This is a genomic window from Nonomuraea typhae (genome assembly GCF_009760925.1).
Classification (GTDB): domain Bacteria; phylum Actinomycetota; class Actinomycetes; order Streptosporangiales; family Streptosporangiaceae; genus Nonomuraea; species Nonomuraea typhae.
Genome location: NZ_VRLV01000018.1, coordinates 44,957 through 70,770 on the forward strand (window position 1 = coordinate 44,957; position 25,814 = coordinate 70,770).

26 protein-coding genes and 4 pseudogenes are annotated in these 25,814 nt (G+C 70.7%); 16 read left to right on the forward strand and 14 right to left on the reverse strand.

From position 1 onward, the window contains the following. The first annotated feature begins 37 nt into the window (after positions 1 to 37). The 4 genes from FVE25_RS44885 (at position 38) to FVE25_RS44900 (ending at position 2,558) form a co-directional block, all read left to right on the forward strand. Positions 38 to 268, forward strand: coding sequence for a hypothetical protein (locus FVE25_RS44885; RefSeq protein WP_157253652.1), 231 nt, complete (start codon positions 38 to 40; stop codon positions 266 to 268). Positions 269 to 271: 3 nt separating this feature from the next. Next, positions 272 to 748 (forward strand): Clp protease N-terminal domain-containing protein, encoded by a 477-nt coding sequence (locus FVE25_RS44890; protein WP_157253653.1) that lies wholly within the window; start codon positions 272 to 274, stop codon positions 746 to 748. 74 nt (positions 749 to 822) lie between these two features. Beyond that, entirely contained in the window at positions 823 to 1,722 is a 900-nt protein-coding gene (locus tag FVE25_RS44895; RefSeq protein WP_157253654.1) for an ABC transporter ATP-binding protein, read from the forward strand. Then, on the forward strand, positions 1,719 to 2,558 hold the full coding sequence (locus tag FVE25_RS44900; protein ID WP_157253655.1) for an ABC transporter permease: 840 nt from the start codon (positions 1,719 to 1,721) through the stop codon (positions 2,556 to 2,558). Before FVE25_RS44895 ends, FVE25_RS44900 begins: the two co-directional genes overlap by 4 nt. Before the next feature lie 2 nt (positions 2,559 to 2,560). Here FVE25_RS44900 and FVE25_RS44905 read toward each other — a convergent pair whose 3' ends face one another. Further along, positions 2,561 to 3,733 (reverse strand): MFS transporter, encoded by a 1,173-nt coding sequence (locus FVE25_RS44905; protein WP_157253656.1) that lies wholly within the window; start codon positions 3,731 to 3,733, stop codon positions 2,561 to 2,563. An 84-nt stretch (positions 3,734 to 3,817) separates the two neighbouring features. Here FVE25_RS44905 and FVE25_RS44910 point away from each other — a divergent pair, with 84 nt between their 5' ends. Continuing rightward, positions 3,818 to 4,276, forward strand: coding sequence for a winged helix-turn-helix transcriptional regulator (locus tag FVE25_RS44910; RefSeq protein WP_157253657.1), 459 nt, complete (start codon positions 3,818 to 3,820; stop codon positions 4,274 to 4,276). A gap of 83 nt (positions 4,277 to 4,359) precedes the next feature. Here FVE25_RS44910 and FVE25_RS44915 read toward each other — a convergent pair whose 3' ends face one another. Continuing rightward, a complete protein-coding gene (locus tag FVE25_RS44915; protein ID WP_157253658.1) occupies positions 4,360 to 4,974 on the reverse strand; it encodes a TetR family transcriptional regulator in 615 nt (204 codons plus the stop codon). A 71-nt stretch (positions 4,975 to 5,045) separates the two neighbouring features. On the opposite strand from FVE25_RS44915, the gene FVE25_RS44920 reads away from it, so the two are divergent. Together FVE25_RS44920 and FVE25_RS44925 are read left to right on the forward strand one after the other, a co-directional pair. Then, positions 5,046 to 6,218, forward strand: coding sequence for a cytochrome P450 (locus tag FVE25_RS44920; RefSeq protein WP_157253659.1), 1,173 nt, complete (start codon positions 5,046 to 5,048; stop codon positions 6,216 to 6,218). Between the two features lie 11 nt (positions 6,219 to 6,229). Then, positions 6,230 to 6,859, forward strand: a complete 630-nt coding sequence (locus FVE25_RS44925; protein WP_157253660.1) for a class I SAM-dependent methyltransferase — start codon at positions 6,230 to 6,232, stop codon at positions 6,857 to 6,859. Here the strand turns inward: FVE25_RS44925 and FVE25_RS44930 are convergent. Genes FVE25_RS44930 through FVE25_RS44955 form a run of 6 tightly spaced genes read right to left on the reverse strand, consistent with a single transcriptional unit; the run spans position 6,849 to position 12,683 of the window. Further along, entirely contained in the window at positions 6,849 to 7,610 is a 762-nt protein-coding gene (locus tag FVE25_RS44930; RefSeq protein ID WP_219825932.1) for a GNAT family N-acetyltransferase, read from the reverse strand. The two genes, FVE25_RS44925 and FVE25_RS44930, sit on opposite strands and share 11 nt — an antisense overlap. Positions 7,611 to 7,627: 17 nt before the next feature. Beyond that, entirely contained in the window at positions 7,628 to 8,827 is a 1,200-nt protein-coding gene (locus tag FVE25_RS44935) for a vanadium-dependent haloperoxidase (RefSeq protein WP_157253661.1), read from the reverse strand. A gap of 16 nt (positions 8,828 to 8,843) precedes the next feature. After that, positions 8,844 to 10,157: an LLM class flavin-dependent oxidoreductase gene (locus FVE25_RS44940; RefSeq protein WP_157253662.1), complete on the reverse strand. Its 1,314-nt coding sequence runs from the start codon at positions 10,155 to 10,157 to the stop codon at positions 8,844 to 8,846. Continuing rightward, on the reverse strand, positions 10,154 to 10,858 hold the full coding sequence (locus FVE25_RS44945; protein ID WP_157253663.1) for an ABC transporter ATP-binding protein: 705 nt from the start codon (positions 10,856 to 10,858) through the stop codon (positions 10,154 to 10,156). The genes FVE25_RS44940 and FVE25_RS44945 overlap by 4 nt, the downstream gene beginning before the upstream one ends. Next, positions 10,834 to 11,655, reverse strand: coding sequence for an ABC transporter permease (locus tag FVE25_RS44950; protein ID WP_157253664.1), 822 nt, complete (start codon positions 11,653 to 11,655; stop codon positions 10,834 to 10,836). The genes FVE25_RS44945 and FVE25_RS44950 overlap by 25 nt, the downstream gene beginning before the upstream one ends. Further along, on the reverse strand, positions 11,655 to 12,683 hold the full coding sequence (locus tag FVE25_RS44955; protein ID WP_157253665.1) for an ABC transporter substrate-binding protein: 1,029 nt from the start codon (positions 12,681 to 12,683) through the stop codon (positions 11,655 to 11,657). Before FVE25_RS44955 ends, FVE25_RS44950 begins: the two co-directional genes overlap by 1 nt. A 199-nt stretch (positions 12,684 to 12,882) precedes the next feature. On the opposite strand from FVE25_RS44955, the gene FVE25_RS44960 reads away from it, so the two are divergent. Further along, a complete protein-coding gene (locus tag FVE25_RS44960; protein WP_157253666.1) occupies positions 12,883 to 13,380 on the forward strand; it encodes a GNAT family N-acetyltransferase in 498 nt (165 codons plus the stop codon). Between the two features lie 3 nt (positions 13,381 to 13,383). Here FVE25_RS44960 and FVE25_RS44965 read toward each other — a convergent pair whose 3' ends face one another. Continuing rightward, on the reverse strand, positions 13,384 to 14,187 hold the full coding sequence (locus tag FVE25_RS44965; protein ID WP_157253667.1) for a glutamate ABC transporter substrate-binding protein: 804 nt from the start codon (positions 14,185 to 14,187) through the stop codon (positions 13,384 to 13,386). A 149-nt stretch (positions 14,188 to 14,336) separates the two neighbouring features. Here FVE25_RS44965 and FVE25_RS44970 point away from each other — a divergent pair, with 149 nt between their 5' ends. The 5 genes and pseudogenes from FVE25_RS44970 to FVE25_RS57200 form a co-directional block, all read left to right on the forward strand. Next, positions 14,337 to 15,059 carry a VOC family protein gene (locus tag FVE25_RS44970; RefSeq protein ID WP_157253668.1) on the forward strand — a complete coding sequence of 241 codons (723 nt, stop codon included), beginning with the start codon at positions 14,337 to 14,339 and terminating at the stop codon, positions 15,057 to 15,059. A gap of 76 nt (positions 15,060 to 15,135) precedes the next feature. Then, positions 15,136 to 16,716 (forward strand): carboxylesterase/lipase family protein, encoded by a 1,581-nt coding sequence (locus FVE25_RS44975; protein ID WP_157253669.1) that lies wholly within the window; start codon positions 15,136 to 15,138, stop codon positions 16,714 to 16,716. After that, on the forward strand, positions 16,713 to 17,990 hold the full coding sequence (locus FVE25_RS44980; RefSeq protein ID WP_157253670.1) for a sensor histidine kinase: 1,278 nt from the start codon (positions 16,713 to 16,715) through the stop codon (positions 17,988 to 17,990). The genes FVE25_RS44975 and FVE25_RS44980 overlap by 4 nt, the downstream gene beginning before the upstream one ends. 205 nt (positions 17,991 to 18,195) lie before the next feature. Beyond that, a complete protein-coding gene (locus FVE25_RS44985; RefSeq protein WP_157253671.1) occupies positions 18,196 to 18,339 on the forward strand; it encodes a DUF4158 domain-containing protein in 144 nt (47 codons plus the stop codon). Between the two features lie 113 nt (positions 18,340 to 18,452). Then, a pseudogene (locus tag FVE25_RS57200) lies at positions 18,453 to 18,551 on the forward strand (Tn3 family transposase); the annotation flags it as partial. A gap of 184 nt (positions 18,552 to 18,735) precedes the next feature. Here the strand turns inward: FVE25_RS57200 and FVE25_RS44995 are convergent. Then, the gene (locus FVE25_RS44995; protein ID WP_219825933.1) at positions 18,736 to 19,479 is read right to left on the reverse strand and encodes a tyrosine-type recombinase/integrase; all 744 of its coding nucleotides are present in this window, start codon (positions 19,477 to 19,479) and stop codon (positions 18,736 to 18,738) included. Positions 19,480 to 19,612: 133 nt separating this feature from the next. Here FVE25_RS44995 and FVE25_RS57205 point away from each other — a divergent pair, with 133 nt between their 5' ends. After that, positions 19,613 to 20,086 (forward strand): Tn3 family transposase, encoded by a 474-nt coding sequence (locus FVE25_RS57205; RefSeq protein WP_425489527.1) that lies wholly within the window; start codon positions 19,613 to 19,615, stop codon positions 20,084 to 20,086. Here the strand turns inward: FVE25_RS57205 and FVE25_RS45005 are convergent. From FVE25_RS45005 to FVE25_RS45015, 3 pseudogenes are all read right to left on the reverse strand, one after another. Next, a pseudogene (locus tag FVE25_RS45005) lies at positions 20,074 to 20,968 on the reverse strand (IS982 family transposase). The gene FVE25_RS57205 and the pseudogene FVE25_RS45005 sit on opposite strands and share 13 nt — an antisense overlap. 258 nt (positions 20,969 to 21,226) lie before the next feature. After that, positions 21,227 to 21,655, reverse strand: a pseudogene (locus FVE25_RS45010) (transposase family protein); the annotation flags it as partial. A gap of 24 nt (positions 21,656 to 21,679) precedes the next feature. Then, positions 21,680 to 22,704: pseudogene (locus FVE25_RS45015) on the reverse strand (IS5 family transposase). 133 nt (positions 22,705 to 22,837) lie between these two features. Between FVE25_RS45015 and FVE25_RS45020 the strand changes: the two are divergent. Beyond that, complete coding sequence (locus FVE25_RS45020; RefSeq protein WP_157253673.1) at positions 22,838 to 23,734, forward strand: transposase; 897 nt, start codon at positions 22,838 to 22,840, stop codon at positions 23,732 to 23,734. A 528-nt stretch (positions 23,735 to 24,262) separates the two neighbouring features. Further along, positions 24,263 to 24,574 carry an integration host factor, actinobacterial type gene (gene mihF / locus FVE25_RS45025; protein ID WP_157253674.1) on the forward strand — a complete coding sequence of 104 codons (312 nt, stop codon included), beginning with the start codon at positions 24,263 to 24,265 and terminating at the stop codon, positions 24,572 to 24,574. A gap of 24 nt (positions 24,575 to 24,598) precedes the next feature. Here the strand turns inward: mihF and FVE25_RS45030 are convergent, their stop codons facing one another. Next, positions 24,599 to 25,714, reverse strand: coding sequence for a recombinase family protein (locus tag FVE25_RS45030; RefSeq protein WP_246268456.1), 1,116 nt, complete (start codon positions 25,712 to 25,714; stop codon positions 24,599 to 24,601). Positions 25,715 to 25,814: the final 100 nt, after the last annotated feature.

The following is a 25,814-nucleotide window of genomic DNA, read 5'->3' on the forward strand; positions in this document are numbered from 1 at the left end:
TTGACTAACGTGCGGGTGGTCGCCTACAGTTGCCCGCATGCCCGCCGAAGAGATCCCTGCTCCCCTGGACCCCGCCGACGGCCTGGCCGCCGTGGCGGCACTGCGACGGCTGGCCGACCAGCTCGAGGACGCCGCGGTCGAGCAGGCGATGCGCGCGGGCTGGAGCTGGCCGCAGGTCGCCGAGGCGCTCGGCGTGACCCGCCAGGCCGTCCACAAGAAGCACGCCAAGCGGCTCATCGCCGCCGGCGTCCAGCTGAGGAGGCGCTGAGCCGTGACACCGTTCGAGAAGTATCTTCACATCATCATCACCCAGGGCGGCTACGAAGCGGAAAAAGACCGTTCGGCCACCGTCGAGGCCCACCATCTGCTGCTGGCCATGGCCGACTACGCATCCGGCACCGCCCACCGGCTGCTGGCCGAGGCCGGGCTGAGCAGGCAGGCGGTCCGCGAGGCGCTGGATCGCGAGTTCGAGCACAGCCTGAACGCCGTCGGCGTCTCGGCCGCCGCCTACACCCTGCCCCGCCCCAGCGGCACCCCCAAGACGTCCGGAATGGGCGCCTCCGGAAAGCTCGTCCTGGAGCGCACCTTCGCCTCCGCCCGCAAGAAGGACCTGGACTCCGCCCACGTCCTGCAGGGCATCCTCCTGGCCCAGGCCGGCACCGTGCCGCGCGCCCTGGCGCTGGCCGGCGTGGACCGCGAGGCCCTGCTGGCCCGCGTCCACGAGGCCATCGCCGCCCTGGACGCGTAACACCCCCCTTTTTTCTTCGCAAGGCGGTCCTCGCGCCCTGCGGTGAGTAAGTATTCACGAACCGGGATTCCGCCATGTCCTCCAGCTCCGCCGTCCTGGACGTCAAGGGCCTGCGCATGCGCTACGGCAGCACCGACGTCCTGCACGATGTCACCTTCCAGGCCCGCCACGGCGAGGTCCTGGCCCTGCTCGGCCCCAACGGAGCCGGCAAGACCACCACCATCGAAATCCTCGAAGGCTTCCGCACCCGCTCGGCCGGCCAGGTCACCGTGCTCGGCGCCGACCCCGCCACCGGCGGCGAACGCTGGCGGGCCCGCGTCGGCGTCGTCCTGCAATCCTGGCGCGACCACGGCAAATGGCGCGTGGGCGAACTCCTGGCCCACCTGGGCGCCCACTACGCCCCCTACGCCACCGCGCGCCTGCCCCGCCCGTGGGACCCCGACAAGCTGATCGCCGCCGTGGGCCTGACCGGGCACGCGGGCAAGAAGATCAAGACGCTGTCCGGCGGCCAGCGCCGCAGGCTGGACGTGGCCATCGGCATCGTCGGCCGCCCGGAACTGCTCTTCCTGGACGAGCCCACCGCCGCCTTCGACCCGCGCGCCCGCGCCGACTTCCACGGCCTCGTCCGCAGCCTGGCCGCCGACCAGGCCACCACCATCCTGCTCACCACCCACGACCTGGACGAAGCCGAGAAGCTCGCCGACCGCATCGTCATCCTCGACGGCGGCCGCATCGTCGCCGACGGCACCGCCGCCGAGCTCTCGCGCCGCATCGCCGGCCACGACGAGGTCCGCTGGACGCTCGAGGGCCGGCGCCACAGCGAGCGCGTCGCCGACTCCACGACGTTCGTCCGCGAGCTCTTCGGCCGCTACGGCGGCGCCGTACGAGAACTCGACATCCAGCGCGCCTCCCTGGAACAGACCTACCTGGCGCTGGTACGCCAGGCCGAGACCCGCGAGGAGCCGGGCCGATGACCACCACCGCGCTGCGCGCCGGCTGGCGGCGCGGCCTGATCGAGCTCCGCCAGTCCTTCACCAACGGCGCCGAGGTGTTCAGCCACCTGTTCTGGCCGGTGCTGATGCTGGTGGCCATGTCCTTCCTGCGCGAGCACTCCTTCGCCGGCTCCGGCCTGCTCCTGGGCACCCTCGCGCTGCCGGGCATCCTGGGCATGAACGTGGCGATGGGCCTGGTCAGCCTCAGCCAGCTGCTCACCCACGAACGCGAGGACGGCACCCTCCTGCGCGCCAAGGCCACCCCGTACGGCATCCAGAGCTACCTGATCGGCAAGGTCGTCGCGGTGACCGGCGGCCTGCTGGCCGATCTGGCCATCTTCCTGATCCCGGGCCTGCTCATCATCGACGGGCTCGACGTGCGCGCCGGCTCCTGGCCCATGCTGGCCTGGGTACTCGTGCTGGGCATGGTGGCCACCATCCCCATGGGCGCCGTGCTCGGCTCGGTCGTCCCCGGCGCCCGCGGCCAAGGGCTGCTGCAGCTGCCGGTCATGGCCCTGATCGGGATCTCCGGCATCTTCTACCCCATCACCGCGCTGCCCGAATGGCTGCAGGCCGTCGCGCAGGTCTTCCCCTTCTACTGGCTCGGCCTGGGCATGCGCTCGGCCCTGCTGCCGGAGGCGGCGGCCGCGCTGGAGATCGGCCAGTCGTGGCGGCATCTGGAGACGGCCGGGGTTCTGCTGGGCTGGGCCGTACTCGGGCTGGTGCTGGCCCCGATCGTGCTGCGCAGGATGGCGCGCGGGGAGTCGGGCTCGGGCGTGGCGGCGCGGCGCGAGAAGGCGCTGCGGAGGGCGATGTGAGGTCATCGCGCCACGCTCGGCCGCCGCACGCCCGGCCGGCGGTCGATCGCCCACACGGCGAGGGCGCACACGGCGAACCCGGCTCCGAGCAGGCTGGAGCCGGTCCAGCCCGCGCTGGCGAACACCACCGTGGTGGCGGCCGCGCCGAGGGCGGAGCCGAGGGAGTAGAAGACCATGTAGCCGCCGATGACGCTGCTGGTGCGGTCCGGATGCGCCGTGGTGAGCAGGTGCTGGTTGCTGACGTGCGCGGCCTGCACGGCGAAGTCGAGCAGGAACACCCCGGCGGCCAGCAGCCACAGCGACCACGGAAGCTGCGCGATCCCGGCCCACGAGGCGGCCAGCAGGGCGAGCGCCAGGCCGGTCACCGCCACCGCCCGCCCCGAGTCCGCCCACCGCCCGGCGCGCGCCGCGCCGAGCGCTCCGGCGAGCCCCGCGACGCCGAACAGCCCGATCTGGGCCTCGCTCAGCTGCCACGGCGCGCCCGCCAAGGGCAGCGCCATCCCGCTCCACAGGGTTCCGAAGGAGGCGAACAGGAAGAACGTGATGAGCCCGCGCGTGAGGAACAGCCGCTCGCGCAACAGCCCGCCCAGGGAGGCGACGACCCGCCCGTACGGGATCCGTCCGCTCCTCGCCTCGGCGGGCAGCACGGCCAGGACGAGGCCGGCGAGGGCGAACGCGAGCACCGCGAGCACGAGGTAGACGCTCCGCCAGCCCCACACCGCGGCCAGGGCGCCGGCGAGCACCCTTCCCCCGAGGATGCCGACGACCACCCCCGAGGTCACCACCCCGATGCTCGCGCCGCGCTCGCCCGGCGCGGAGACCGAGGCGGCATAGGCCACCGTGGTCTGCACCACCACCGCGAACACCCCGGCCACCGCCAGCCCCGCGAGCGCCGCCCACGCCGCCTGGGCCGAGGCCGTCACGACCATGCCCGACCCGGTCAGCGCCAGGTGCCCGGCGATCAGCCGCCGCCGGTCGAGCAGATCGCCCAGCGGCACCAGCAGGACCAGTCCCGCCAGGTAGCCCACCTGGCCTATGGCCACGATCCAGCCGGTCAGCTCCGCCGGCACGCCGAGATCACGGCCCATCGGCTCCAGCACCGGCTGGGCGGCATAGACGCTCGCCACCGCGACACCGCACACCACCGCCAGCAGCACCCGCCGCCACACGCTCATGACACCACCCCAATCAGTAGCACATTGCAACCAATTTGAGGCTAGGGCACAATGGTTTCAATCCGCAACTCATCTGGAGGTGTCATGCCGGCCACCGTCACCGTCGCCCCGGACTCCGGCTGGACCGACCCCACCTGCCCGGTCGCGCGCACGCTCGACCTCGTCGGCGACCGGTGGAGCCTGCTCGTCATCCGCGACGCGATGGACGGGGCGCGCTCGTTCACCGAGTTCCAGCGGCGCACCGGCATCGCCCGCAACATCCTCACCGACCGCCTCCGCAAGCTCACCGCCCACGGACTCCTGGCCCAGCGCACCGCGCCCTCGGGCCGCCGCCAGGAGTACGTCCTCACCGACGCGGGCCGCGACCTGTTCCCCGTCGTCCTCACGCTGCGCCAGTGGGGCGAACGCCACGCCTTCACCCCCGGCGAACCCCACTCCACCCTCCTCGACGGGCACGGCGCGCGGGTGCCCGACGTCGTGCCCACCGGCGCCGACGGCACCGTCCTCGGCGCCGACACCACCCACGTGCACAAGGTGAGCTGATCCGGTGACGGCTCGCCCCGCTCTGCTACCGGGCCGTCTTCACCGACCAGGCTCCCGCCCCCGAGTGGGCGCGCACCCCGGTGTCACGCCTGCTGCCCGGCCGACAGCGAGCGCAGGCCCCGCAGCGCCACCTCGGCCGCCGCCCGCCCGGCCTCGAGGGTCTCCTCTTCGTCGTGCCCCAGTTCCCGGCTGACCAGCGAGGCCCCCATGAGCGCCCCCATCAGGGCGCCGACCGCGGCCGCCGCCGTGACCAGGTCGATCTCGCCGGGGAAGGACTCCACGAACGCCCCGGCGACCTTGCGCTGCAGGTCGAGCAGCACCAGCAGCCCCTTGGCCTGGACCGAGGGCACGGTCATGACGAGCTCGCGGTAGAGGCCGGCGAGTTCGGGGTCGCGGCCGACGAAGTGGGCGACGACCTCCTCATACGTGCGCAACAGCAGGTCGGCGATGGTCTCGCCGGGACGGCGCGAGGCCAGCACCTCCAGCGTGACGTCGTAATACTCCCCGGCGGCGAAGAACAGCACGTCCTCCTTGGCCGGGAAGTAGTTGAAGAACGTCTTGGTGGCCACGTCGGCCGCGGCGGCGATCTGGGCGACCGTGGTCTGCTCGAAGCCCTGGTCGGCGAACAGGCGGAAGGCGTGCCCGGCGATGAGTTCCCTGGTCTGCCGCTTCTTGCGCTCGCGGCGCGTCTCCTCCATATGCAGACCTTACACCATCAGTATTTTTACACATATTGTAAGTTTGCAGGGAGTGGTGTTATCTGGAAGGCATGTTTCCTTTCCCACCACGGGCAGGCCGTCCCTTCGACCCGCCCGAAACCCTGGGCGAGCTGCGGGAGCACTCCCCGGTCAGCCCGATGACCTACCCCGACGGCCACGAGGGCTGGCTGGTGACCAGTCACGAGCTGGTCCGGCAGGTCCTGTCCGATCCGCGCTTCAGCCATCGCGCCGACCTCGTCCACACCCCGGTTCCCGGCGCGAGCGTGCGCGGGCCCCTCCAGCCGGCGCCCCGGGGCGCCTTCCTCGGGATGGACCCGCCCGAGCACACCCGCTACCGGCACCTGCTGACCGGGCAGTTCACCGTACGGCGCATGCGGCAGCTCACCGGCCGCGTCGAACAGGTCGCCGAGGAGTACCTGGACGCGATGGAGAGCCACGGCCCGCCCGCCGACCTCGTCGCCTTCTACTCCCAGCCGATCCCCGGGGACGTGATCTCCGAGCTGCTCGGCGTGCCCGGCGCCGAGCGCGACGAGTTCGGCCGCCGCATCCTCGCGCTCGGCAGCACCACCGCCAGCCCCGAGGACAAACTGGCCGCCTACACCACCATCCAGGCCATCATCGGCGGCCTCATCGCCGCCAAGCGCGAACACCCGGCTGACGACCTGCTCGGCGGCCTGATCGCCGGCGGCGAACTGGACGACGAGGAACTGGCCACCATCGCGTTCCTCCTGCTCGGCGGCGGCTTCGACACCACGGCCAACACGATCGCCATGGGCGCGTGGGTGCTGATGAGCCGCCCCGGCGGCGTCGAGCGGCTGCTGGCCGATCCGGCCAAGACCGTCGAGGAGCTGCTGCGCTACCTCAGCGTCGTGCCCGGCACCGCACGGGCCGCGCTGGAGGACGTCGAGGTCGGCGGGCAGCTCGTCAAGAAGGGGCAGACGGTCACCGTCTCCATCCCGGCCGCCAACCGCGACCCCGCGCGCTTCCCCGACCCCGACGCCTTCGACCCCGACCGGGCCACCTCCGGGCATCTGGCGTTCGGCCACGGCATCCACCAGTGCCTCGGCCAGCAGCTGGCCCGGGTCGAGATGACGGTCGGGCTGCCGGCGTTGTTCCGGCGCTGGCCCGCGTTGCGGCCGGCCGTACCCGACGAGCAGGTGCCGCTGCGCACCGATATGGGGATTTACGGCGTCCACGCGCTGCCGGTCACGTGGGAGCCCTAGGCTGCTCCCTCATGACTGATCAGACCCGTGACTCCTACACCGCCATCGCCGTCGAGTACGCCGAGCTCGTGCGCGCCGAAATGGGCGGCAAGCCTCTCGACCGCGCCATGGTCGGCGCCTTCGCCGACCTGGTCCGCGGCCAGGGGCAGGTGGCCGACATCGGCTGCGGCACCGGCAACGCGACCGGGCAGCTGCACAAGCTGGGAGTGGACGTCTTCGGCGTGGACCTGTCGCCCGGCATGCTCGCGGTGGCCAGGAAGGACCTGCCCGAGGTGCGCTTCTTCGAGGGCTCCATGCTCGAGCTCGACATCCCGGATGAGTCGCTGGCCGGGCTCGTGGCGTGGTATTCCACCATCCACGTGGCCGACGAACTGCTGCCCCGGGCACTGGCGGAGTTCCACCGGGTGCTGCGGCCCGGCGGGCACGCGTTGCTGGCCTTCCAGGTGGGCGATGAGCCGCTGCACCTGACCGAGGGTCTGGGCCACCAGATCGACCTGCTGTTTCACCGCCGCAGGCCCGAGAAGATGGCCGAGCTGCTGAAGGCGGCCGGACTGGTCACCCACGCACGGCTGGTGCGCGAGCCGGAGAACGAGCGCACCCCTCAGGCGTTCCTGCTGGCCAGAAAAGACCTCACGGGCTGAGGTAGGGCGTCGTGGTGGCCAGCGCCGCAAAGCCGAGCCGGGCCAGAATGGGCCGGCTGGTCGGCGCCGCGTCCACCTGCAGGTAGGCGTAACCGCGTTCGGCGGCCAGCCGGGCGCGGTGGGCCACCAGCCACCGGTACAGGCCCCTGCCGCGCCAGGCCGCCACGGTCCCGCCGCTCCACAGGCTGGCGAAGCCGGTGCCGGGGTGCAGCTGCATACGCGCGGCGCTCACCGGCTCCTCCCCCGCCATGGCCACCACCGCGACCAGTTCCTCCGGCCGCTCGGCCAGCTGGGCCAGCAGCTGGTGCCGCACCAGGGAACCGTCCCCGCCGAACGCCTGCGCGTGCACCGCCATCATCAGCTCCACGCCCGCCGCGTCGTCCACCGCCCGCAGCCGCACCCCGGCCGGCGGCTCGCCGTCCAGGTGCAGCTCGCCGATCCGCCCGACCATGAGCGTCTCCGGCTCCTCGGGGGTGAAGCCCGCCCTGACCAGCCGCTCCCCCAGGTCAGCGGGCTGGTCGTGGCTGTAGAGCTTCCATTCGAAGGTACGGCCCAGCCGCCCGAAGTAGGCCACCTGCTCGGCGATGGCCGCATCGGCCCCGGCGGCGTCCAGATCGGACCACAGGATGCCGTTCCAGTCGTCGTCCCCGCCGACCTGCCGGACCACCGGCCCGGCCCGTTCCACCCGGGCCCCGGAGGTGTCGGCCTTGGCTCCCCGGCGCATCTGCCGGTCGAAGATGTGCAATGTCACGGCGCCACCATAACGACCTAATACAGGCGGTGCGCGTTGCGCACGGCGTTCACCCCCACCTGCTTGCCCAGTCGTACCCCGGCCAGGTCCGCCGTGCGGGTGTGAATGCCCGACCACACGCGGGCGTCGACGTTCTCGCGCGTCGGCGTGCTCCAGTCGCCGTAGGTGCGCGAGGCGCCGGGCTGCGTCGGGCTGGTGATCGTGTACGGCCGGCGGGCCCGCGGGCCCAGCAGCGCGGTGAGCACCCCTTCGGCGGCGCCGGAGTAGGTGTTGTGCCCGCTGGGATAGTCCGGGTGCGCCGGGGTGGTGTGCAACGGCGTCCAGTCCGGCGCCCCGCCCGCGCGCAGGGCGGTGACCGGCCGCCAGCGCAGGTAGGCGTACTTGGCGTCGGAGGTGGCGATCTGGGTGTCGACCAGGGCGACGTGGAAGAGCGCCACCAGTTCGGCCGGACGCCTGGCCTGCTCGACGCCGGCGCGCAGCACCCCGGTGTAGAGGGTCAGCGAGGAGCCGAGCCAGAACTGGGCGGTGTCGGTCTGGGCCTGGGTGCGCACGGTGCTGTCCTGGGAGCCGTACGCGCGGACCTCGGCCAGGTCCTTCTCATACGGGGGCGAGCCCAGCTCCGGCGGCGGCCCGGGCCGGAACTGATCGGCGCGCTGCAGCAGGAACGGCCTGGCCGCGCGCGACCCCGACTGGGTGGCCGGCGTGTAGGCCGGCGGCGTCGGCTGCCACACGCCGGGCGCCGGGGCGGGGGCGGGAAAGGGGGCGTTGATCGAGGCCGGGTCGAGGCCGTCGTTCTGGCGCTCGGCCAGCAGCGCCCGCGCTTCGCGCTGCCCGGCGGCCACGCCGCTGCTCTCGCCTGGGCCGTCGGGGATGGCGTTCAGGGTGTCGGCCAGGGCGGCGTCCAGCTCGGTCACCCGTGAGGGGGCGAGCGCGGTCAGCGCGGTGTGCACGGCCGAGGCCAGGGCCGCGTCGGCGTAGCCGGCTCGGCGCGTGGCGGCGCCGGCGGCGGGCCGGTGCAGGGCGCGGGCGGCGGCCAGCCAGCTGATCGCCCAGGTGCGGCTGTTGGTGGCCTGGGTGGAGGCGCCCGCGGCGGCGACGGTCTCGGCCGTCACGTCGTACCAGCGCAGCGCGACCGCGTTGCCGGCCGGCGCCGAGACCGGGCTGGTCAGGGTATTGGCGGCCAGGGCGGTGGCGGCCAGGGCGGAAACGAGCGACATGAAGGGTTCCCCTCTCTCAGGCGTACTGGCTGGCCGGGCGGGGCAGGCCGTAGTGGTCGCGGAGCGTGGCGCCGCCGTACTCGCTCCTGAACAGCCCGCGCGAGCGCAGGATGGGCAGGACGTGGTCGGCGAAGACCTCGAAGCCGCCGTTGAGGTAGGGCGGCATGACGTTGAAGCCGTCGGCGGCGCCGCCGGTGAACCATTCCTCGATGCGGTCGGCGATCTGCTCGGGGGTGCCGGCGGTGACCCAATGGCCGCGAGCGCCGGCCAGGCGGTGCAGGAGCTGGCGGATGGTGGGGTTCTCGCGCTCGATGATGTCCACGACGACGCCGAAGCGGCTGCCGTATCCGCGCTGCTCGTGGGTGGGCAGCTTCTCGCGGGGCACGGGGCCGTCGAGGTCGTGGCCGCTCAGGTCGATGCCGAGGAACTGGCGCAGTTGCTGCACCGAATACTCCGGCTGGGTCAGTTCGTCGAACTCCTGTTGCAGTGCCCTGGCCTCGGCCTCGGTGGAGCCGATGAACGGGCTGATGCCGGGCAGCACCTTGACCAGGGCGGGGTCGCGGCCCTCCGCCTTGACGCGGGCCTTGATGTCGGCGTAGAAGTCGCGGGCGTTCTCCAGCGTCTGGTGGGCGGTGAAGATCGCCTCGGCGTGGCGGGCGGCGAAGGCCCTGCCGTCCTCGGAGGAGCCCGCCTGCACGTAGACGGGACGGCCCTGCGGCGAGCGCGGGGTGTTGAGCGGGCCGCGCACGCGCAGCCGTTCGCCCGCGTGGTCGATCGTGTGGATCTTGCCGGTGTCGGCGAAGACGCCGCCGGCCTGGTCGATGACGAGCGCGTCGTCCTCCCAGCTGTCCCACAGCGCGGTCACCACCTCGAGGAACTCGTGCGCGCGGCCGTAGCGCTCGGCGTGCACGGGGTGTTCGTCCAGGCCGAAGTTCTGCGCGGCCTGCGGGGCGCCGGTGGTGACGATGTTCCAGCCCGCGCGCCCGCCCGACAGATGGTCGAGGGAGGCGAAGAGGCGGGCCAGGTTGTAGGGCTCCAGGTAGGTGGTGGAGGCGGTGGCGATCAGGCCGATGCGCCGGGTGACCGCGGCGATCGCCGACAGCCAGGTGAACGGCTCCAGCCGGAAGCGGCTGGCGTAGCGCACGTTGTCGGGCAGCGAGGGGCCGTCGGCGAAGAAGACGGCGTCCAGCTTGGCCTCCTCCGCGCGCTGGGCCAGCTCCTGGTAGTAGGCGATGTCGAGCACGCGCTCCGGCTTGGCCTCGCGAAAGCGCCAGGCGGCCTCGTGGTGGCCGGCCGGGTAGACGAACAGGTTCAGGTTGAGCTGTCTCATCGGGGTTCTCCCGTCACGCCGAGCGCGCGCAGCAGCTCGGCCCGGATCTCGCTGTGGCTCCTGGCGCCGTCCAGGCGCTGTTCGGCGGCGATGCGCCCCCGCTGGAGCACCAGCACGCGGTCGGCCAGCGCGATGGCCTCGTCCACGTCGTGCGTGACCAGCAGGACGGCGGGCCGATGCTGCTCGTAGAGCCGGCGCAGCAGCGCGTGCATCTTCAGCCGGGTCAGCGCGTCCAGGGCGCCGAACGGCTCGTCGGCCAGTAGCAGGCGCGGCTCGCGCACCAGGGAGCGGGCCAGGGCCACGCGTTGCTGCTCGCCGCCGGACAGCTCGTTGGGCCAGGCCCGCTCGCGCCCGCCCAGCCCGACCTCCTCCAGGCTGGCCAGTCCCTTGCCGGCGGCGCCGTCCAGGCCGAGGACGACGTTGTCCAGCACCCGCTGCCAGGGCAGCAGGCGGGCGTCCTGGAAGACGACCGAGACCTGCTCGGGCACCTCGACCAGGCCGGTGCCCACGACGTCGTGGTCGAGCCCGGCCAGCGCGCGCAGCAGCGTGCTCTTGCCCGAGCCGCTCTGGCCGAGCAGGGCGACGAACTCGCCGGAGGGGATCTCCAGGTCCAGGGCGTCGAGGATGACGCGCTCGCCGTAGGAGCGGGTCAGGCCCTGGATGCGGACGGCCGCGGTCAGCCGGCCAGCGTGCGCCGCCATGACAGCGCCCTCCTCTCCACGAGGCGGACGGCGGCGTCGGAGAACAGCCCGAGCAGGCCGTACAGGACGAGGCCGACGAGGATGACGTCGGTCTGGCCGTAGGTGCGGGCCAGATCCATCATGTAGCCGATGCCGGTGGTGGAGTTGATCAGCTCGGCGACCACGAGGAACAACCAGGCGGTGGTGACCGCGAAGCGCATGCCCAGCAGGAACCCGGGCAGCGCGCCGGGCAGGACGACCTTGCGGATGAACGCGGCGCGGCCGAGCCCCACGCTTTCGGCCAGCTCGACGTAGCGGCTGTCGATGCTGCGCAGGCCGTTGTGGGTGTGGATGTAGATGGGTACGGCGACGCCGAGCGCGATCACGGTGACCTTCATGCCCTCGCCGATGCCGAGCCACAGGATGAGCAGCGGCATCAGGGCCAGCGCGGGCACCGCCCGTTTGATCTGCACCGGGCCGTCGATGATCGCCTCGCCCCACCGGCTGAGGCCGGAGACCAGCGCCAGCAGGGTGCCGATCGGGATGCCGAAGGCCAGGCCGAGTCCGACGCGCTGGACCGATGACAGCAGGTTGGCCTGCAGGCGCCCGTTGGCGATCAGCTCGCCGGCGCTGCTGAGCACGGTCCAGGGGGCCGACAGGAAGCGGGGGTCGAGCAGGCCGGTGGCCGAGCCGGCGACCCAGGCGGCCAGCAGGAGGGCCGGGCCGTACAGGAAGCCGGCGCGCAGCGGGCGGCCGGGACGCAGGCTGCGGCGGGTGCGGGCCTGGACCAGGAGGTCGGGGGGCGTGGTCAGCAACATCAGGCACCGTCCCGGACGGTCTGGAAACGCAGGTCGTAGAGGTCCTGGGCCTTGATCGGCTGGTTGCCGGTCTCGGCGGCGAGGATGTCGATGGTCTCCTGGTGGCGGGCGACGGCCTCGCTCCAGTCGGTGGGCAGGTCGGGCTCGCCGGTCAGGTCGACGAGGTACCGGCCGTCTTCGGGGGTCAGGCCCTGGTCCTTGACGTAGTAGCCGGCGATCCACTCCTCGGGGTGCTCGTAGATCCAGCGGGAGGCGCGCACCCAGGCGGCCACGTACTCGCGCAGGGCGGCGGCCTTGGCGGGGTCTTTCAGGGTTTCGGTGCGGACGTAGAGGTGGCTCGGGTCGTCGCGCAGGCCGTGGCGGATGGTGGTGGCGCCGTCCTTGCCCCACTTGGCGGTGTAGCGCTTGATGTACACCCCGCCGATGGGCGCGACGTCGACCTGCTTGCTGGCCAGGGCGTTGGGGTAGACGTCGCCGGTGCTGGGCAGTTCGACCAGGGTCACGTCCTTGGTGGTGAGCCCGGCCTGCTTGAGCACCTTGAGGATGAGCGCGCCCTGGGCCTGGCCGGGGCTGTAGGCGATCTTCTTGCCGCGCAGGTCGGCCAGGGTCTTGACGGGGACGCCGGGGGCGATGCCGAGTTCGTAGGTCGGGTGCGCCAGCGGGTCCTTCCTGAACTTCGAGGCGATGATCTTCACCGGCAGGCCGGTCCAGGTGGCGTGGATGGCGGGGATCTCGGCGACCGCGCCCACGTCGAGCGCGTTGGCGCGGAATGCCTCGGAGGTCTGGGGGCCGCCGCTGATGTTGGCCCACTCGATCGGGAAGGAGAACGTGCCGATCTCGCCGGAGAGCGTCAGCGCCACTTTGGTGACGGGGTCGCCGACGATGAGCTTGGTGCCCTTGGGCACGGCGGTGGGCAGGGGCGCGTCGGGGGCCAGGGCGTTCGTGGTCTGTCCGCCGGCCTGGCCGCAGGCCGCCAGCAGGGTGGTCAGCAGCAGGGCGGCCAGCAGGGAGCGGGGTTTTGCGGGCATGCGGAATCGTCCTTCAACCAGGCGAAACAAGGTGACAGGGTTACGGCGCTAGAGCCGGCGACACTGTGCGGTGGCGACGCGGCAGAAGTCGATGTGCGCGCGACGGGTCAGGCCTGGGTTCACGATCATCACGATAAACGCGCAGGTCCACATTGGCAATATTTCCTACCTGATTTCTAGGAAATGTACCCTGGCGGCCATGAAGATCAGGAAAGGCGGCCCGCCCGATGCGCCGGCCGTACTCGCCATGTTCGACAGCGCCGTCGCCTGGCTCACCGCGCAGGGCCGCACCGGGCAATGGGGCAGCGAGCCGTTCACCGGGAACGTCAAACGCGAGGAGCAGGTGCGGAGCTGGGCCGGGAGCGAGGGCATGCGCATCGCCGAGATCGACGGCGAACCCGCCGGCTGCGTGGTGGTCGGCCCGCCCCTGCCGTACGTCGAGCCCGACCCCGAGCCGGAGTTGTACGTGCAGGGCCTGGTGATCGACCAGCGCTTCGCAGGCAACCGCGTCGGCGGCGCGCTGCTGGACTGGGCGCTGGCCGAGGCCCGGGAACGCGGGGTGAAGGTGCTGCGCGTGGACTGCTACGCCGGTGACGACGGACGCCTGGTGCGCTACTACGAGCGCTGGGGGTTCACCCGGGAGAAGCCCTTCACCGTGGGCGAGTGGCCCGGCATGGTGTTGCGCCGGGAGCTCTGACCGTCACTCGCATCCCTCGAACTGCGGCACCGAGGTGGTCAACCGCAGGCCCGTCGAGCCGAACCGCCGCTCCAGAAGCCCGGCCGCGGCCCCGCTCTGGTACATCTCGGTCAGGGCCCGGTTGACCTCCTCGCACCCGGCCACGTCGCCCAGGCGCAGGGCGATGCCGTACCGCTCCTCCGTGAACGGCGCGTTGACGATGGTGTAGGCCCCTTCGTCCCGGGCCGCGAATCCCGCCAGGATCAGGTCGCCGGTGGAGACCGCGTCCACCTGGCGCGAGCGCAGCAGGTCCACGCACGCGCCGTAGGTCTCGGCCGGGACGAGGTCGGCCATGACCCGGCGCCCCACCACCACGCGCGAGGCCGAGATCGACCCCTTGGCCTGGCACAGCCTGCGCCCCTCCAGGTCGCGCACGCCGCGGATGTCGGTGGTCTCCTTGCGCACCAGGATGTCCTGGCGCGAGACATAGTACGGCCCGGCGAAGGTCACCTCGGCCTTGCGCTGCGGGCTGATGGAGTAGGTGGCGATGACCATGTCCGCGGCCCCGGAGCGCAGCTTGTCCTCGCGCCCTTCGGAGGTCGTCTCGACGAAGGTGACCTTCTTACCCAGATATTTGGCGACATAGGAGGCCACGTCCACGTCGAAGCCCTCGAACCGGTCCCCGGTCCTGAGCCCGAGGCCGGGCTGGTCCGATTTGACCGCGACGATCAGCTCGTCCTTGTCCAGGATCGACGCCTGGCCGCCCACCTGTATGCCGCATCCGGCCAGCGACAACGCGGCGGCCAGGATGAGGAGCTTGCCTCTCACCCCCGGCAGGCTAGGGGGCGTCCGTGAACGCCGATTGAACGCCCGATGGCCTCTGTGCCGGAATGTCTTGCTGGAAAAGCGTTGGCGCCGGCGTCGTCGAGCGGGCTAGCTTGGCCTGCGTTTGTGAAACGGCAGATAGGAGATGCGGGATGACTTCCCAGCTCGTCGCGCTCAGCTTCGATGCGAACGACCCAGCCCGACTCGCCCGCTTCTGGGCCGGAATCCTGGGCTGGGAGATGGCCGACGATCCCGTCGAAGGCATCACGCTGCTGCCGGACGACGACACCGGCTTCCGGCTGCGGTTCGTCGCGTCTCAGGAGAAGAAGACCGGACAGAACCAGATCCACTTCGATCTGACCAGCAAGTCCCTGGAGGACCAGCAGCACACGGTGGACCGGGCGCTCGAGCTGGGCGGGCAGCACATCGACATCGGGCAGCGCCCGGAAGAGGGCCATGTGGTGCTCGCCGACCCCGAGGGCAACGAGTTCTGCGTCATCGAGCCGGGCAACAACTTCCTCGCCGAGTGCGGGTTCCTCGGGGCGCTCTCGTGCGACGGTTCGCAGGAGGTCGGGTACTTCTGGAGCGCGGCGCTGGGCTGGCCGCTGGTCTGGGACCAGAACGAGGAGACCGCGATCCGCTCGCCGCACGGCGGCCCGAAGATCACCTGGGGTGGTCCGCCCGTGGCGGAGAAGACGGGCAAGAACAGGCTGCACCTCGACCTCGCCCCGCCCGCCGGCGGCGATCAGCAGGCGGAGGTCGAACGGCTCATCTCCCTCGGAGCCAGGCGCCTGGACATCGGCCAGGGCGAGACCGGTCATGTGGTGATGGCCGACCCCGATGGCAACGAGTTCTGCGTGCTGGCTCCTCGCTAGCGCGTCAACCTTCGGTCGGCCGGATGCAACCTGCGGCGGTATCGGGGCAGCCGGATCGCTTCGTAGCGTGCTGGTCATGACGATGCGACGAGGTGTTGCCGCCCTGGGGGCGCTCCTGCTCATGACGGGCTGCGGGGTGGCGGCCGCCGGGGTCTCCGGGCCCGACGTGAAACTCGACAGCGGGTGGGTGCGCGGGGTCGCCGATGGAGATGTCCTGAGATTTCGGGGTATCCGGTACGCGCAGCCACCCGTCGGCACGCTGCGCTGGCGGCCGCCCCAACCCGTGCCCGCCTGGCGGGGTGTCGTGCCCGCGACCACCTCCGGCCCGGCGTGCCCGCAGGCCAGTGACAACCCGAAGGAGAGCAGCGACGCCGAGGACTGCCTCACGCTGGACGTGACCGTGCCCGGGAAGCCGGGTGCGAGGCCCAGGCCGGTGCTGGTCTGGCTGCACGGCGGCGGGTTCACCGCGGGCCGGGGATCCGACTACGACCCGCGCCGCCTGGCCGCGCAGGGCGACGTCGTGGTGGTCACCGTGGAGTTCCGGCTCGGCGTGCTCGGCTACCTGGCCCTGCCCGGGATGCCCGGCGGGGGCGCGTTCGGGCTGCAGGACCAGCAGGCGGCGCTGCGCTGGGTGCGCAGGAACGCGGCGGCATTCGGGGGCTCCGCCGGGAACGTCACGCTGTTCGGCGAGTCGGGCGGCGGCATCGCCACCTGCGGCCACCTCACCTCCCCCGCCAGCCGCGGCCTGTTCCACAAGGCGATCATGCAGAGCGGCGCGTGCGGCACGGTCCTGCTGCCGAACTCCGTCGGCCTCGGCACGCCGAGGTTCCCGTTCTGGCGGCCGCTGAAAGAGACCTACGCCGCCACCCGGACGGCCGCAGGGCTGGCCGGCTGCCGCGAGGAGGCCAGGATGCCGGCGTGCCTGCGCGCCCAGCCGGTCAAGGAGCTGCTGAAGCTGACCGGGTACTTCACGGCGGCCTCGTACGGCGGCGCCACCCTTCCCACCGCCCCCGACCAGGCGCTGCGCGACGGGAACTTCGCCCGGGTGCCGGTCCTGTCGGGCCACACCGCCAAGGAGGCGCTGGCGATGGCCGTGGCGATGAGCCTGCTCGGCACCCCGGTCACCGACGCCAACCTGCCCGAGCTGCTCCGCCAGGGCTTCGGCGACCAGACGGACCAGGTCGGCCGCCGCTACCCCCGCGAGCGGTACGGCAGCGCGCCCGAAGCCTGGGCCGCGCCCTACACCGACGCGATCTTCGCCTGCCCCCACGTGGCCGCCCAGGACGAGCTCACCAAGCGCACCCCCGTCTACGCCTACGTCTTCGGCGACGACACCGCGCCCCCGTTCATCCCGGCGCCGCCCGGCTTCCCCGCCGGCGCCGGGCACGGCGCGGAGCTGGCCTACCTCTTCGACGTCAAGGACAAGCCGATCGACCTCGACGGCTGGCACGTCCCGCTCACCGCCGTCCAGCGGCAGGTGGCCCGGGACCTGGTGGCCGCCTGGACCGCGTTCGCGTGGACGGGCACGCCGTCGTCGAACGGCAAGGCGTGGCCACGCTGGCGGGCTGACCAACCGGTGGCCCACCTGATCACCGAACGGCCGGGCAGCACCGCCACGGTGTCGCCGTCCCGGTGCGAGCTGTTCAACCGGGCATGAGCACCCCATCCCCGGCGGACGAGGCCAGGAGGGCGCCGGTCTTCCTGGTCCCCGCCATGGTCGCGTTCATGCTGGTCGACCTGGCCCTCTACCAGTACGTCCAGCGCACCGGCGGTCCCCTCGGCCCGGCCGCCGGCCTGACGCTGAGCCTGGCCGTGGACGCCTGCCTGCCCTTGCTGGGCCGCTTTCCCCGGACGGTGGCGCTGGTGGCGTGCGCGGCCACGGCGATGGCGGCCGTCGGGGACACCCTGACTCCCGGGACGTTCACCCCGGCCGAGCCGGCCACGCCGGTGACGGCACCGCTGTGCACACCCCTGGTCGTGTGGTGCCTGACCGCCCTGCCGCGCCGGACGACACTGGCGTACGTGACGGTGCTGGCGCTGTTCGCCGTCCGGCCGTGGGCTCCGGACTGGGTGACGGTGTACGCCGGTCTCACCGCCAGCGTTCTGCCCGCCGTACTCGGTCTGTACCTCCGTGCCCGCCGCGACCTGCTGCGATCGTTGCGCGAGCGGGCAGAGAGCGCGGAGCGGGAGCGGCGGCTACTCGCCGAGCAGGCGCAAAGCGCGCAGCGGGAGCGGCATCTGCTGGCCGAGCGAGCCAAGGCGGACGAACGGCAACGGCTGGCCGGGGAGATGCACGACATCGTCACCCATCACGTCACGGAGATCGTCCTGGCCGCGGGCGCCTTGAAGGTGTCGGCCCCCGACCAGGCCGTCCGGTCCGCCGCCGAGCACATCCGTGACGTGGGCGCGCGCACGCTCGGTGAGCTGCGCGACCTGTTCACCGTCCTGCGCCACGACCACCCCCGGGAACCCGCGGAACCCGCGCGGGTCATGCTGACGGGCCCCGGCCTCGAGGCGCTGGTGGACCGGGCGGTCGCGGCGGGCAACCCCGCCACCCTGCGCGTCACCGGCCGGCCGGGGGCGGTGACGCCCGCGGTCGCCCGGGCCGCTCACCGGGTGCTGCAGGAGGCGCTGACCAACGCGCGCAAACATGCGCCCGGCACGCGGGTGGAGGTCGAGGTCGCCTACCACGGCCACACGATGACGATGACGATCGCCAACACGCCGCCTGTGGCCGCCTCCGAGCTGGCGGGCAGCGGTTCGGGCATGGGCCTCGACGGGCTGCGGCGCCGCGTCACGCTGCTCGGCGGCGCCTTCACCGCCGCCCCGGACACGGCGGGCGGCTTCCGCGTCACCGCCACCTTCCCCGCCCCCGATTCCGATTCCGCTCCCGCCTCTGCCCGCCCGGAGACCGGGAAGGACGCCTCCTAACGTCGTCGAGAACCGCCCTCTGCCCCTGTGACGCACCCACCCCTGCGGCGGCATGAAAGATCGATGGAGAATCTGTGGTGAATGGCCACGGCCACCGATGGACTCGGGGTCAAAGTACGACGTACCAATCCGTACAGTGGGTGATCATAGTGTAACTGTTTGATTATCCAATAACGGCGTGTAGAGGTTGTCCTACTTTCCGTGCGTGTCGGTCGATTTCCTGAGCGACGGCGAGGCCGCGCGGTATGGGCAGCACTCCGGGCCGCCGTCGCAGGTGGAACTGGAGAAGGTGTTCTTCCTCGACGACACGGACAAGAAGCCGGTCAATGCCTGCCGGATCAGAAGCTGAGGACCTGCGGCGCGACATCAAAGGCATCCGTAACCTGCAGGGAGGGCCTGGAAGACCAACTCGGCGCTCTGGGCATCGTGTTGAACTGCCTGGTGCTGTAGAACACCACCTACATCGACGACGCCCTCACGCAGCTGCGCGAGCAAGGCTATTCGGTGGCCGAGGCGGACGTGGCCCGGCTGTCGCCGTTCATCTGCAAGCACATCAACGTGCACGGCCGCTACTCCTTCTACCGCCACGAACTTGGCGGAGCCCGGCGCCCGCTACGCGACCCCGAAACCCTCGATCTCGACGCCGAGGACGAGCAGGACCGAGCCGTGTGCGACGGGCGGCGGTGTCCCCGGCCTGGAGGAACCGGTGTCACCGGCGCCGCGTGGCCGGGTCTCCGCCCTGCTATCAGCGTGCCAGTGCCTTGGGCGACAGCCGGGTGTAGCGGGCCAGCGAGACGACCGAGGTGTGACCGGAGTAGGCCAGCAGGGTGGAGGTGTTCGCGCGGTCCTCGGCAGCGTGCATCAGAGCGCCGTGGCGCAGCTGATGCAACGTGTACGGCCCACCGGGCAGGTCGGCGGTGGCCGCTTCGAACAGCACGGCAGCGCGACGGTAGGACAACCGGGCCCGCCCGAAGCCGGGGTCGAGGTCAGCCGACGACAGCGCCAGGCGGGCCCGCCGGTTGCGCAGGTCGAGCTCGTCAACGTCGAGGGCCAGGACCTCCTCGGCCCGGGCGGCGCTCTCATACAGCAGCCGAAACAGGGTCCGTTCGCGTAACGGCAGGCCCTGGCGGGTCAGCAGCGTCTCCACCTGGCCGCGATCCAGTGCTCTGGTGCGGTTGAGCGTGCGGGCCCGGCGGCGTGGCCAGCGCAGCGGATCATCGGCCAGCCAGCTCTGATCCCGCCACCAGGCACAGGCGGAGTCGAGCGCGTTCATCCGCGCGTTGAACGTCGCCGCGGCCGCCGTACACCAACGGCCGGCGAACCATTCGGCGACGCGGTCGGCGCCCGCGTCGCCTTCCAGCACCGGCAGCGGCACAGCGGAGCCGAGCTCGGCGGCCAGAGCGCGCAGCGCGATCGCGTACGCCTTGGCGGTGTTGGCGTTGGGGATGGTGGCCAGGAAGGCGTCGACAGGGTGCGTCAGCCGGTGCACCGTCGCGATCGCAGCCCTCCGGCAGCTGTCGCAGATAAGCGCCGGGAGTCACCGCCCCGCGGCGGGATGTTCTCCCAGGACGGGTTCCACGCTATCGCAGATAATCATTGACCATCTGCGATAGCGCGGCGCGATCCCGGCGTGGTCACCTACCTCACCCTCACAGACGCCCGGGACCGCCGAGTGGTACGTGCGAGAGGAGACGCTACGGGCGGCGAACATGGCCATCATCGACTGCCAGCAGCGGATGCCACTCGCGCCGTTCTTCGACGGCGGCACGGTGTCCTCCTCGGACGGCCAGAGTGGACAGGTCCGCCGCTGGAACGCGGTGGAACGTCCTGTCACGCCTCAAGGGAAGAAGCAGGCTCCCTCCTCCCTGGAAGGCTCAGGAGAAGGCGCCCGCACCGTATTCAGTCGTAGCCGAGCCTCACCAAGGAGGACGAAGACCCACGAAAGGCGTGAAGCGGGTACTCTCCACACTCGCCGTAGCGGGCACATTGCTGGTTGGCGCTGCAGCCATCGTGCCTGCCCAAGCGCTGGCGAAACCGACGGACTGCGCTACAGCAGAACTAGACGAGTAAGTCCTAAGTCGGGTCAGTGGTCGTAGGCGATGAGTGAGCGTGTGATGGGCTGGCCGGTGGCGCGGTTGTGCCAGATCGCGGTAGTCAGGGCGAGGATCCGCTGGGGGTACGCGTACGCCGACGCCAGAGGGGGTGCGGGCACCGTGTAGTTCCAGGTCGAGCTGGCTTTTGAGGGTGTGGTTGACGGACTCGATGAGCTGGCGGATCGGCTTGAGCAGATGGTCGCCGGGGCGGGGTGTGTGGTTGCGGTAGGACGGGCGCAGCAGCCGCACGCCACGTTCGGCGAGATAGGCGTCCAGTTCGGCGGAGACGTAGCCCTTGTCGGCGATGATCAGCAGGCCGGGGCGGTCGGTGAGCAGGGCGGGATCGTGATCGCAGATGGCCATCAGCACCTGGCGTTCGTCGACTTTCGGTGTGGCCAGGGCCCAGGTGACGGGTAGCCCTGCAGGGGTGCAGACGAGGTGCAGGCGCAGTCCCCAAAACCAGCGGGAGTGGGAGCGGCAGTAGCCGTAGCCGGCCCAGCCGGCCAGTTCGGAGCGAAGCACGGTAGGGCGGGAGCGACCGCATTCGACCGGGGTGGAGTCGACGATCCAGAGCGGGTCGTGCCACACGTCGGTATCGGCGGCGATGACGCGGATGGCGTCTTTGAGCAGGGGCAGGGCTTTGTGCAGGCGCTTGTTGTAACCGGATTGGCCGGGCAGGTACGGGAAGGCACCGGGCAGGTGGGCGGGCACATAACGCAGCCAGCGGGCCTCGGACCGGATGCCGAGCAGGACTTGGGCCACCGCCAAGGTCAGCAGCTCGGCATCGGTCAGCCTCGGCGGTCGCCCAGAACGCGGTGATGTCTTCAGCCAGTCGTCGATCGCCACGTACAGTGCGGTGAGAAGGGTGTTGAGGTCTTTCGTCACACATCGATCCTCGACACCCTTCGTCTTCCCCGCACTGGCATGGCAGCGACTTAGGCCTTACTCATCTAGCCGTGATGTGGGACTTGGACCAGTTCGACATATACAAGGACACCTCACGAGACATCCGCGATGGCACCTGGTATATCGCCATGTGACACAGCAGGGCCGCTTGGAATGCGCAGGACTACATCTACAACAATTGCTCAAAGGGTCTGATCACATGCCGGTGTGCTGCCGCAGAGTGACCCTTTTTCATCCTCAGGCGGCCTGGGCAACGCGGTGGTTCTGAAGGACGGCGATGGCCTTGCACAGGTGGCCGGCCTTGGACGGGCTGCAGCGTAGCTTTCGAAGGATCTTCCAGCTCTTCAGCTGGGCATTCGCTCGTTCGCCGGGTCCGCGGAGCTTGGCGTGGGAGCGGTTGGTCTGCTTCTGGGACTCGGGCTTGTTCTTGCCCTTGTCCGGGGTGCGGACCGGGCCCTCGGCTCCCTGATACGCCTTGTCGGCCGGGGCAATGATCCCTGCTGTCTCCAGCGCGCGCAGGATGCCCCAGATCCGGGCGGCACTCAGATCGTGGGCCTTGCCGGGCAGCGCTCCGGAGGTCCACAGGATCGTCCCGTCCGGTGAGGCGATGACCTGCACGTTCATCCCGCGCACGCGGTGCTTGCCGGAGAAGTACGGCCGGTCGGCCTTAGGAGCTGTTTAGAGTTCGGATCATGTGGTTGAGGTGAGGAGCCTTAACCACAGGATCGAGCCGCGGAGATAGAGCCCGGCCTCGTAGCTTTCTGGGGCCTTGTCGTAGCGGGTCGCCAGGCCACGCCATGCCTTGATCTTCTGGAAGCAGCGTTCGACGGTGTTGCGCTGCTGGTAGCGCTGCTGGTAGCGCTGCGGATCGAAGGTGGCGGGCCGCCCACCGGCTGAACCCTTCTTCTTCCGGTTGGCCTGCTGGTCGCTCTTCTCCGGGATGACCGCTTCGATCCGGCGGCGGCGCAGATAGGCGCGGTTGGCCTTGGAGGAATAGGCCTTGTCTGCCGCCACCGCCGTCGGGCGGGTCCGGGGCCGGCCCACCGGTGCGGCCACCCGGATCTTGCCCAGGACGGTGGTGAACCGCGGGCAGTCAGCGGCCTGCCCGGGTGTGAGCACGAAGACCAGCGGCAGCCCGGCGGCATCGACCGCGGCATGGATCTTGCTGCTCAGCCCGCCTCGGGATCGGCCGAGCGCGGCAGCCTTCGCCCGTGCCCTGCGACGTCGCCGGATGGCGGCGCGATCGTGCGGCGGCGACGCGCCCGCAGCGGGTGTGGCCTGCGGCGCATCACCCGCAACACCGGCGGCTGCTCCGGCAGCGGAGCCCCCTTTTCCTCGGTCAGCGCCTGCTCCAGCGCATCCAGGGTCTCCCCGGCCACCGCCAGCCCAGCCGACTCCTGATGCGCCCGCACGATCGTGGAATCCACACTGACCAGCTCCAGCCCGACCTGCCCACGCGATGCCGCCTCGGCGATCAGCGCGTCCATCAGCCCCTGAAACACCCCGGCCTTGGACCAGCCGCTGAACCGGGAGTAGACGGTGGACCAAGGCCCGTACCGTCCGGGCACGTCACGCCAGCCAGACCCGGTGCGAAACCGCCACAAGATCCCGTTGAACTGATCACGCACCCGCCGTGGCAGCGGCCCGGTAGCCGCCACCGGCAGATGCGGCACGATCAACACCCACTCGGCATCGCTCACATCAAAGCGCGCCACATCCGAGTTCTACCAGCGACACCGGCCCGCTACGGGGCCTCACCAAGATCCCAACTCTAAACAGCTCCTAGATCGTTGATGTGAAATTCGCTGATCGTCTGCGGACCCAGCGAAGGGCGTCCAAGATCGGTTTGTGAAGACTGAGCTGGACGCCCTTCTGACGGCACTCTATGTCCATCTGGACGATCATGTGATGCCTTCGCGACGCCGGCCCCGCAAACGAGGCCGGCCACCGGTACTGACCTCGGCAGAGGCGGTAGTCGTGGCGGTAGCGCAGGTGCTGCTGCGATGCGACCAGGAACGTTACTGGTTACGGACGGCAGCGGCCAGGATCGGTCATCTGTTCCCGCGGCTGCCGTCCCAGGCCGTCTACAACCGGCAGCTGCGAGATCTGGGCCCGCAGATGTCGGCGGCGGCATCGTGGATAGCCCGCCAGGTCCCGACCTGGCACGAACCTTTGCGGTTGATGGACGGAACCCCGGTCCGCTGCGGAGCCTCGCGGGTAACGGTCAACCGATCCGGCCTGGGCGAGATCGCCGGATACGGCATGGACAAGTCACATCACGCCTTCTACTGGGGCGCCAAGCTGATGCTCATCACCACCGCCGACGGCACGGTGACCGCCTTCAGCCTGGCCAGCCCCAAAGAGCTCGACGAACGCAAACAAGCTCTGCACCTGCTCCACGTCGCCCAGATCGCGCCCGGACCGTGCCCGATCGTGTGCGACAAGGGATTCGCCGGAGCAGGCATCGAAAAAGCCGCCGCTGACCTGGGCCACCCGCTGATCCGGCCGAACCGCCAAGACGAACACGCACCGACCTCGCCGTTTCCGTCCTGGCTACGCCAGCGCATCGAAGCGATCATCTGGACCCTGAAGAACCAACTCGGTCTCGAACGCCACAACGCCCGCACCAGCGACGGCCTCTGGGCCCGCATCAGCCGGCGCATCCTCGCACTCAATGCCGCCATCTGGCACAACTGGAACACCGGCGCACCCGTGAAACGGTCCCTGACCTCCTATGACCACTGATTTCACATCAACGATCTAGACCAGCACGAAATCCCCCGGCTGAAGTCCTGGCAAGCCAGCGGCTGACCTCGGCAGCCACAAGATCCCCGGCAGAGTCAAGCTAAGACGGGAAGGCATGGTCACGCGGAGCCGGTCAGAAGGAGACAGGCGCAGATCGTACTTGCGCCTGTGTCTGTCGAGGAAGTTGGACGAGGACGGCAATCCGATCCCCGCCCGACGGCACCACCCGACCAAGCCACGCAGGATCCGGCCGATGCGGTTCGTCGATGCCGGCCGCAGGGTCCCATCACGGGCCAGTGAGCCCCACGTGGACACCGGACCGTTCGTGAGCAGGTTCTCTGTGTATGCCGCGACTGAGCTGGTCACGGGCTTCACGCCGTAGGACTTGGCCTGCCAGTAGGAGTGGAACGGCGAACCGGGTTTAGTGTCACATCTGTTGACGCTGTGCGGGAGGGTGATCGACGGCGGCCCTGTCGTGATCTCTGGCGGGAGTCACTGACCAGCCAATCTCTAGAGGAGAGGTGCCTGATGGCCCTGCCGGTGATGACGGTGGAGCAGCGTGCGAAGGCGTTGGCGAAGGCGGCCGAGGCTCGTACGGCGCGTCGTGCGCTGTTGGCGGAGGTGGCCTCCGGCGCGGTGAGTGTGGCGGAGGTGTTCGAGTGCAGCGGGCAGGATCTGGTCCGCAGGACACGGGTGGTTCAGGTCCTGCGGGCCGTTCCCGGGTATGGGCCGGCCAGGGTCGCGGCGTTGATGGCCACCTGCGGGGTGGAGGAGAAACAGCGTGTTGGCGCGCTGAACGAGCAGCAGTGCGAGCGACTTTTGCGGGCTTTGCTCAGCTGACAGCGTCGGGGTTGATCGTGTGCGCTATCGGAGCTCCGCGTCCGGGTGAGGTTGGCTCTGCAGGCGATGGCGAAGTTCGGTCTCCTGCGCCGTCGGCGCCTGGCCCGGGCGCCGGATGCGGGCTGGGCGGGGTCGGGGGAGGTCTTCGCCTTGCAGGACGGCGAAGTCGGCGTGGGCCGCCTCGACGGCTTCGGGGTAGGCCTGTGTCTTCTCGTACTCGGCCAGGGCCCGGTAGATGCTGGCCGGGGACGGGTTTTCGCCCTTGCGCCTCCCGGTCGGGATGATCAGGTCCTTGCGGATGTCTTCAACGCGTTCCCCAGCCGCCTTGCGGCGCAGCACGGTGTGCAGCATGTCGTCGGTGATCACCACAGGGCGGCCGCCGTGCTTGCCTTTGCGGGCGGCGGCGTCCAGGCCTTCCAGGGTGGACTCGCGGATGGCCTCGCGTTCGGTCTCGGCCATGGCGGCGAAGAACGCGAACAGCATCCGGCCCGGTCCGGACGGATCGTAGATGCCGGCCAGCGGCCCGGCGAGCATTTCCAGGACCAGGCCGTGTGCGGTCAGGTGGTCGGCCAGTGCGGTGAGTTCGGCGGCGTCGCGGCCCAGCCGCTTCATCTCATACACGCTCAGGATGACCCGGCAGTGCGGGGCGTGCGCCTTGATCTGCCGGGCCAGCGCGAGCGCCGCCTCGAACTGGGGACGCACCTTCACCCGGGTCGAGATCTTCTCGGAGAAGATTTTCTCGTGACCGATCCCGTGCGCGGCCAGCGCGTCCAGCTGCGACTGCAGTTCCTGGGTGAGCGCGGAGCAGCGGGCGTAGCCGATCCGGATGTCGGCTGAGGGCCCATCGTCATTGAGCGGGGCGGGCGGTGGCGTGCCGGGACGCCACGGCTGGCCCGGGTTCCGGTCGGCCGGGGTAATCACCCGCAGCAGCTTGGCCAGCCGGGGCACCTTGGTGAAGCGGCCGGTGTGGTAGCTGTTGGCCACGGCGCCCGACCGTGCGCGGCATGGCGAACCGGGCGCGACGGTGCATCGCGGGCACGGGTGACGCTCGATCTCATCGGCGTCACGGGTGTGTTTCTCGCCAATGACCGACATCGGGGCAGATTCGGCGTTTTCTCGGGATTCTGCGGCGTCGGCCATGCCCCAGATGGTCTCACAGACATTTCCCAGAAACCGGCGATCCGCCGACTTGCATGAGAACGAGTTCTGAGAAGAAATCGGCCTCTCTGGCGGTCGGAAC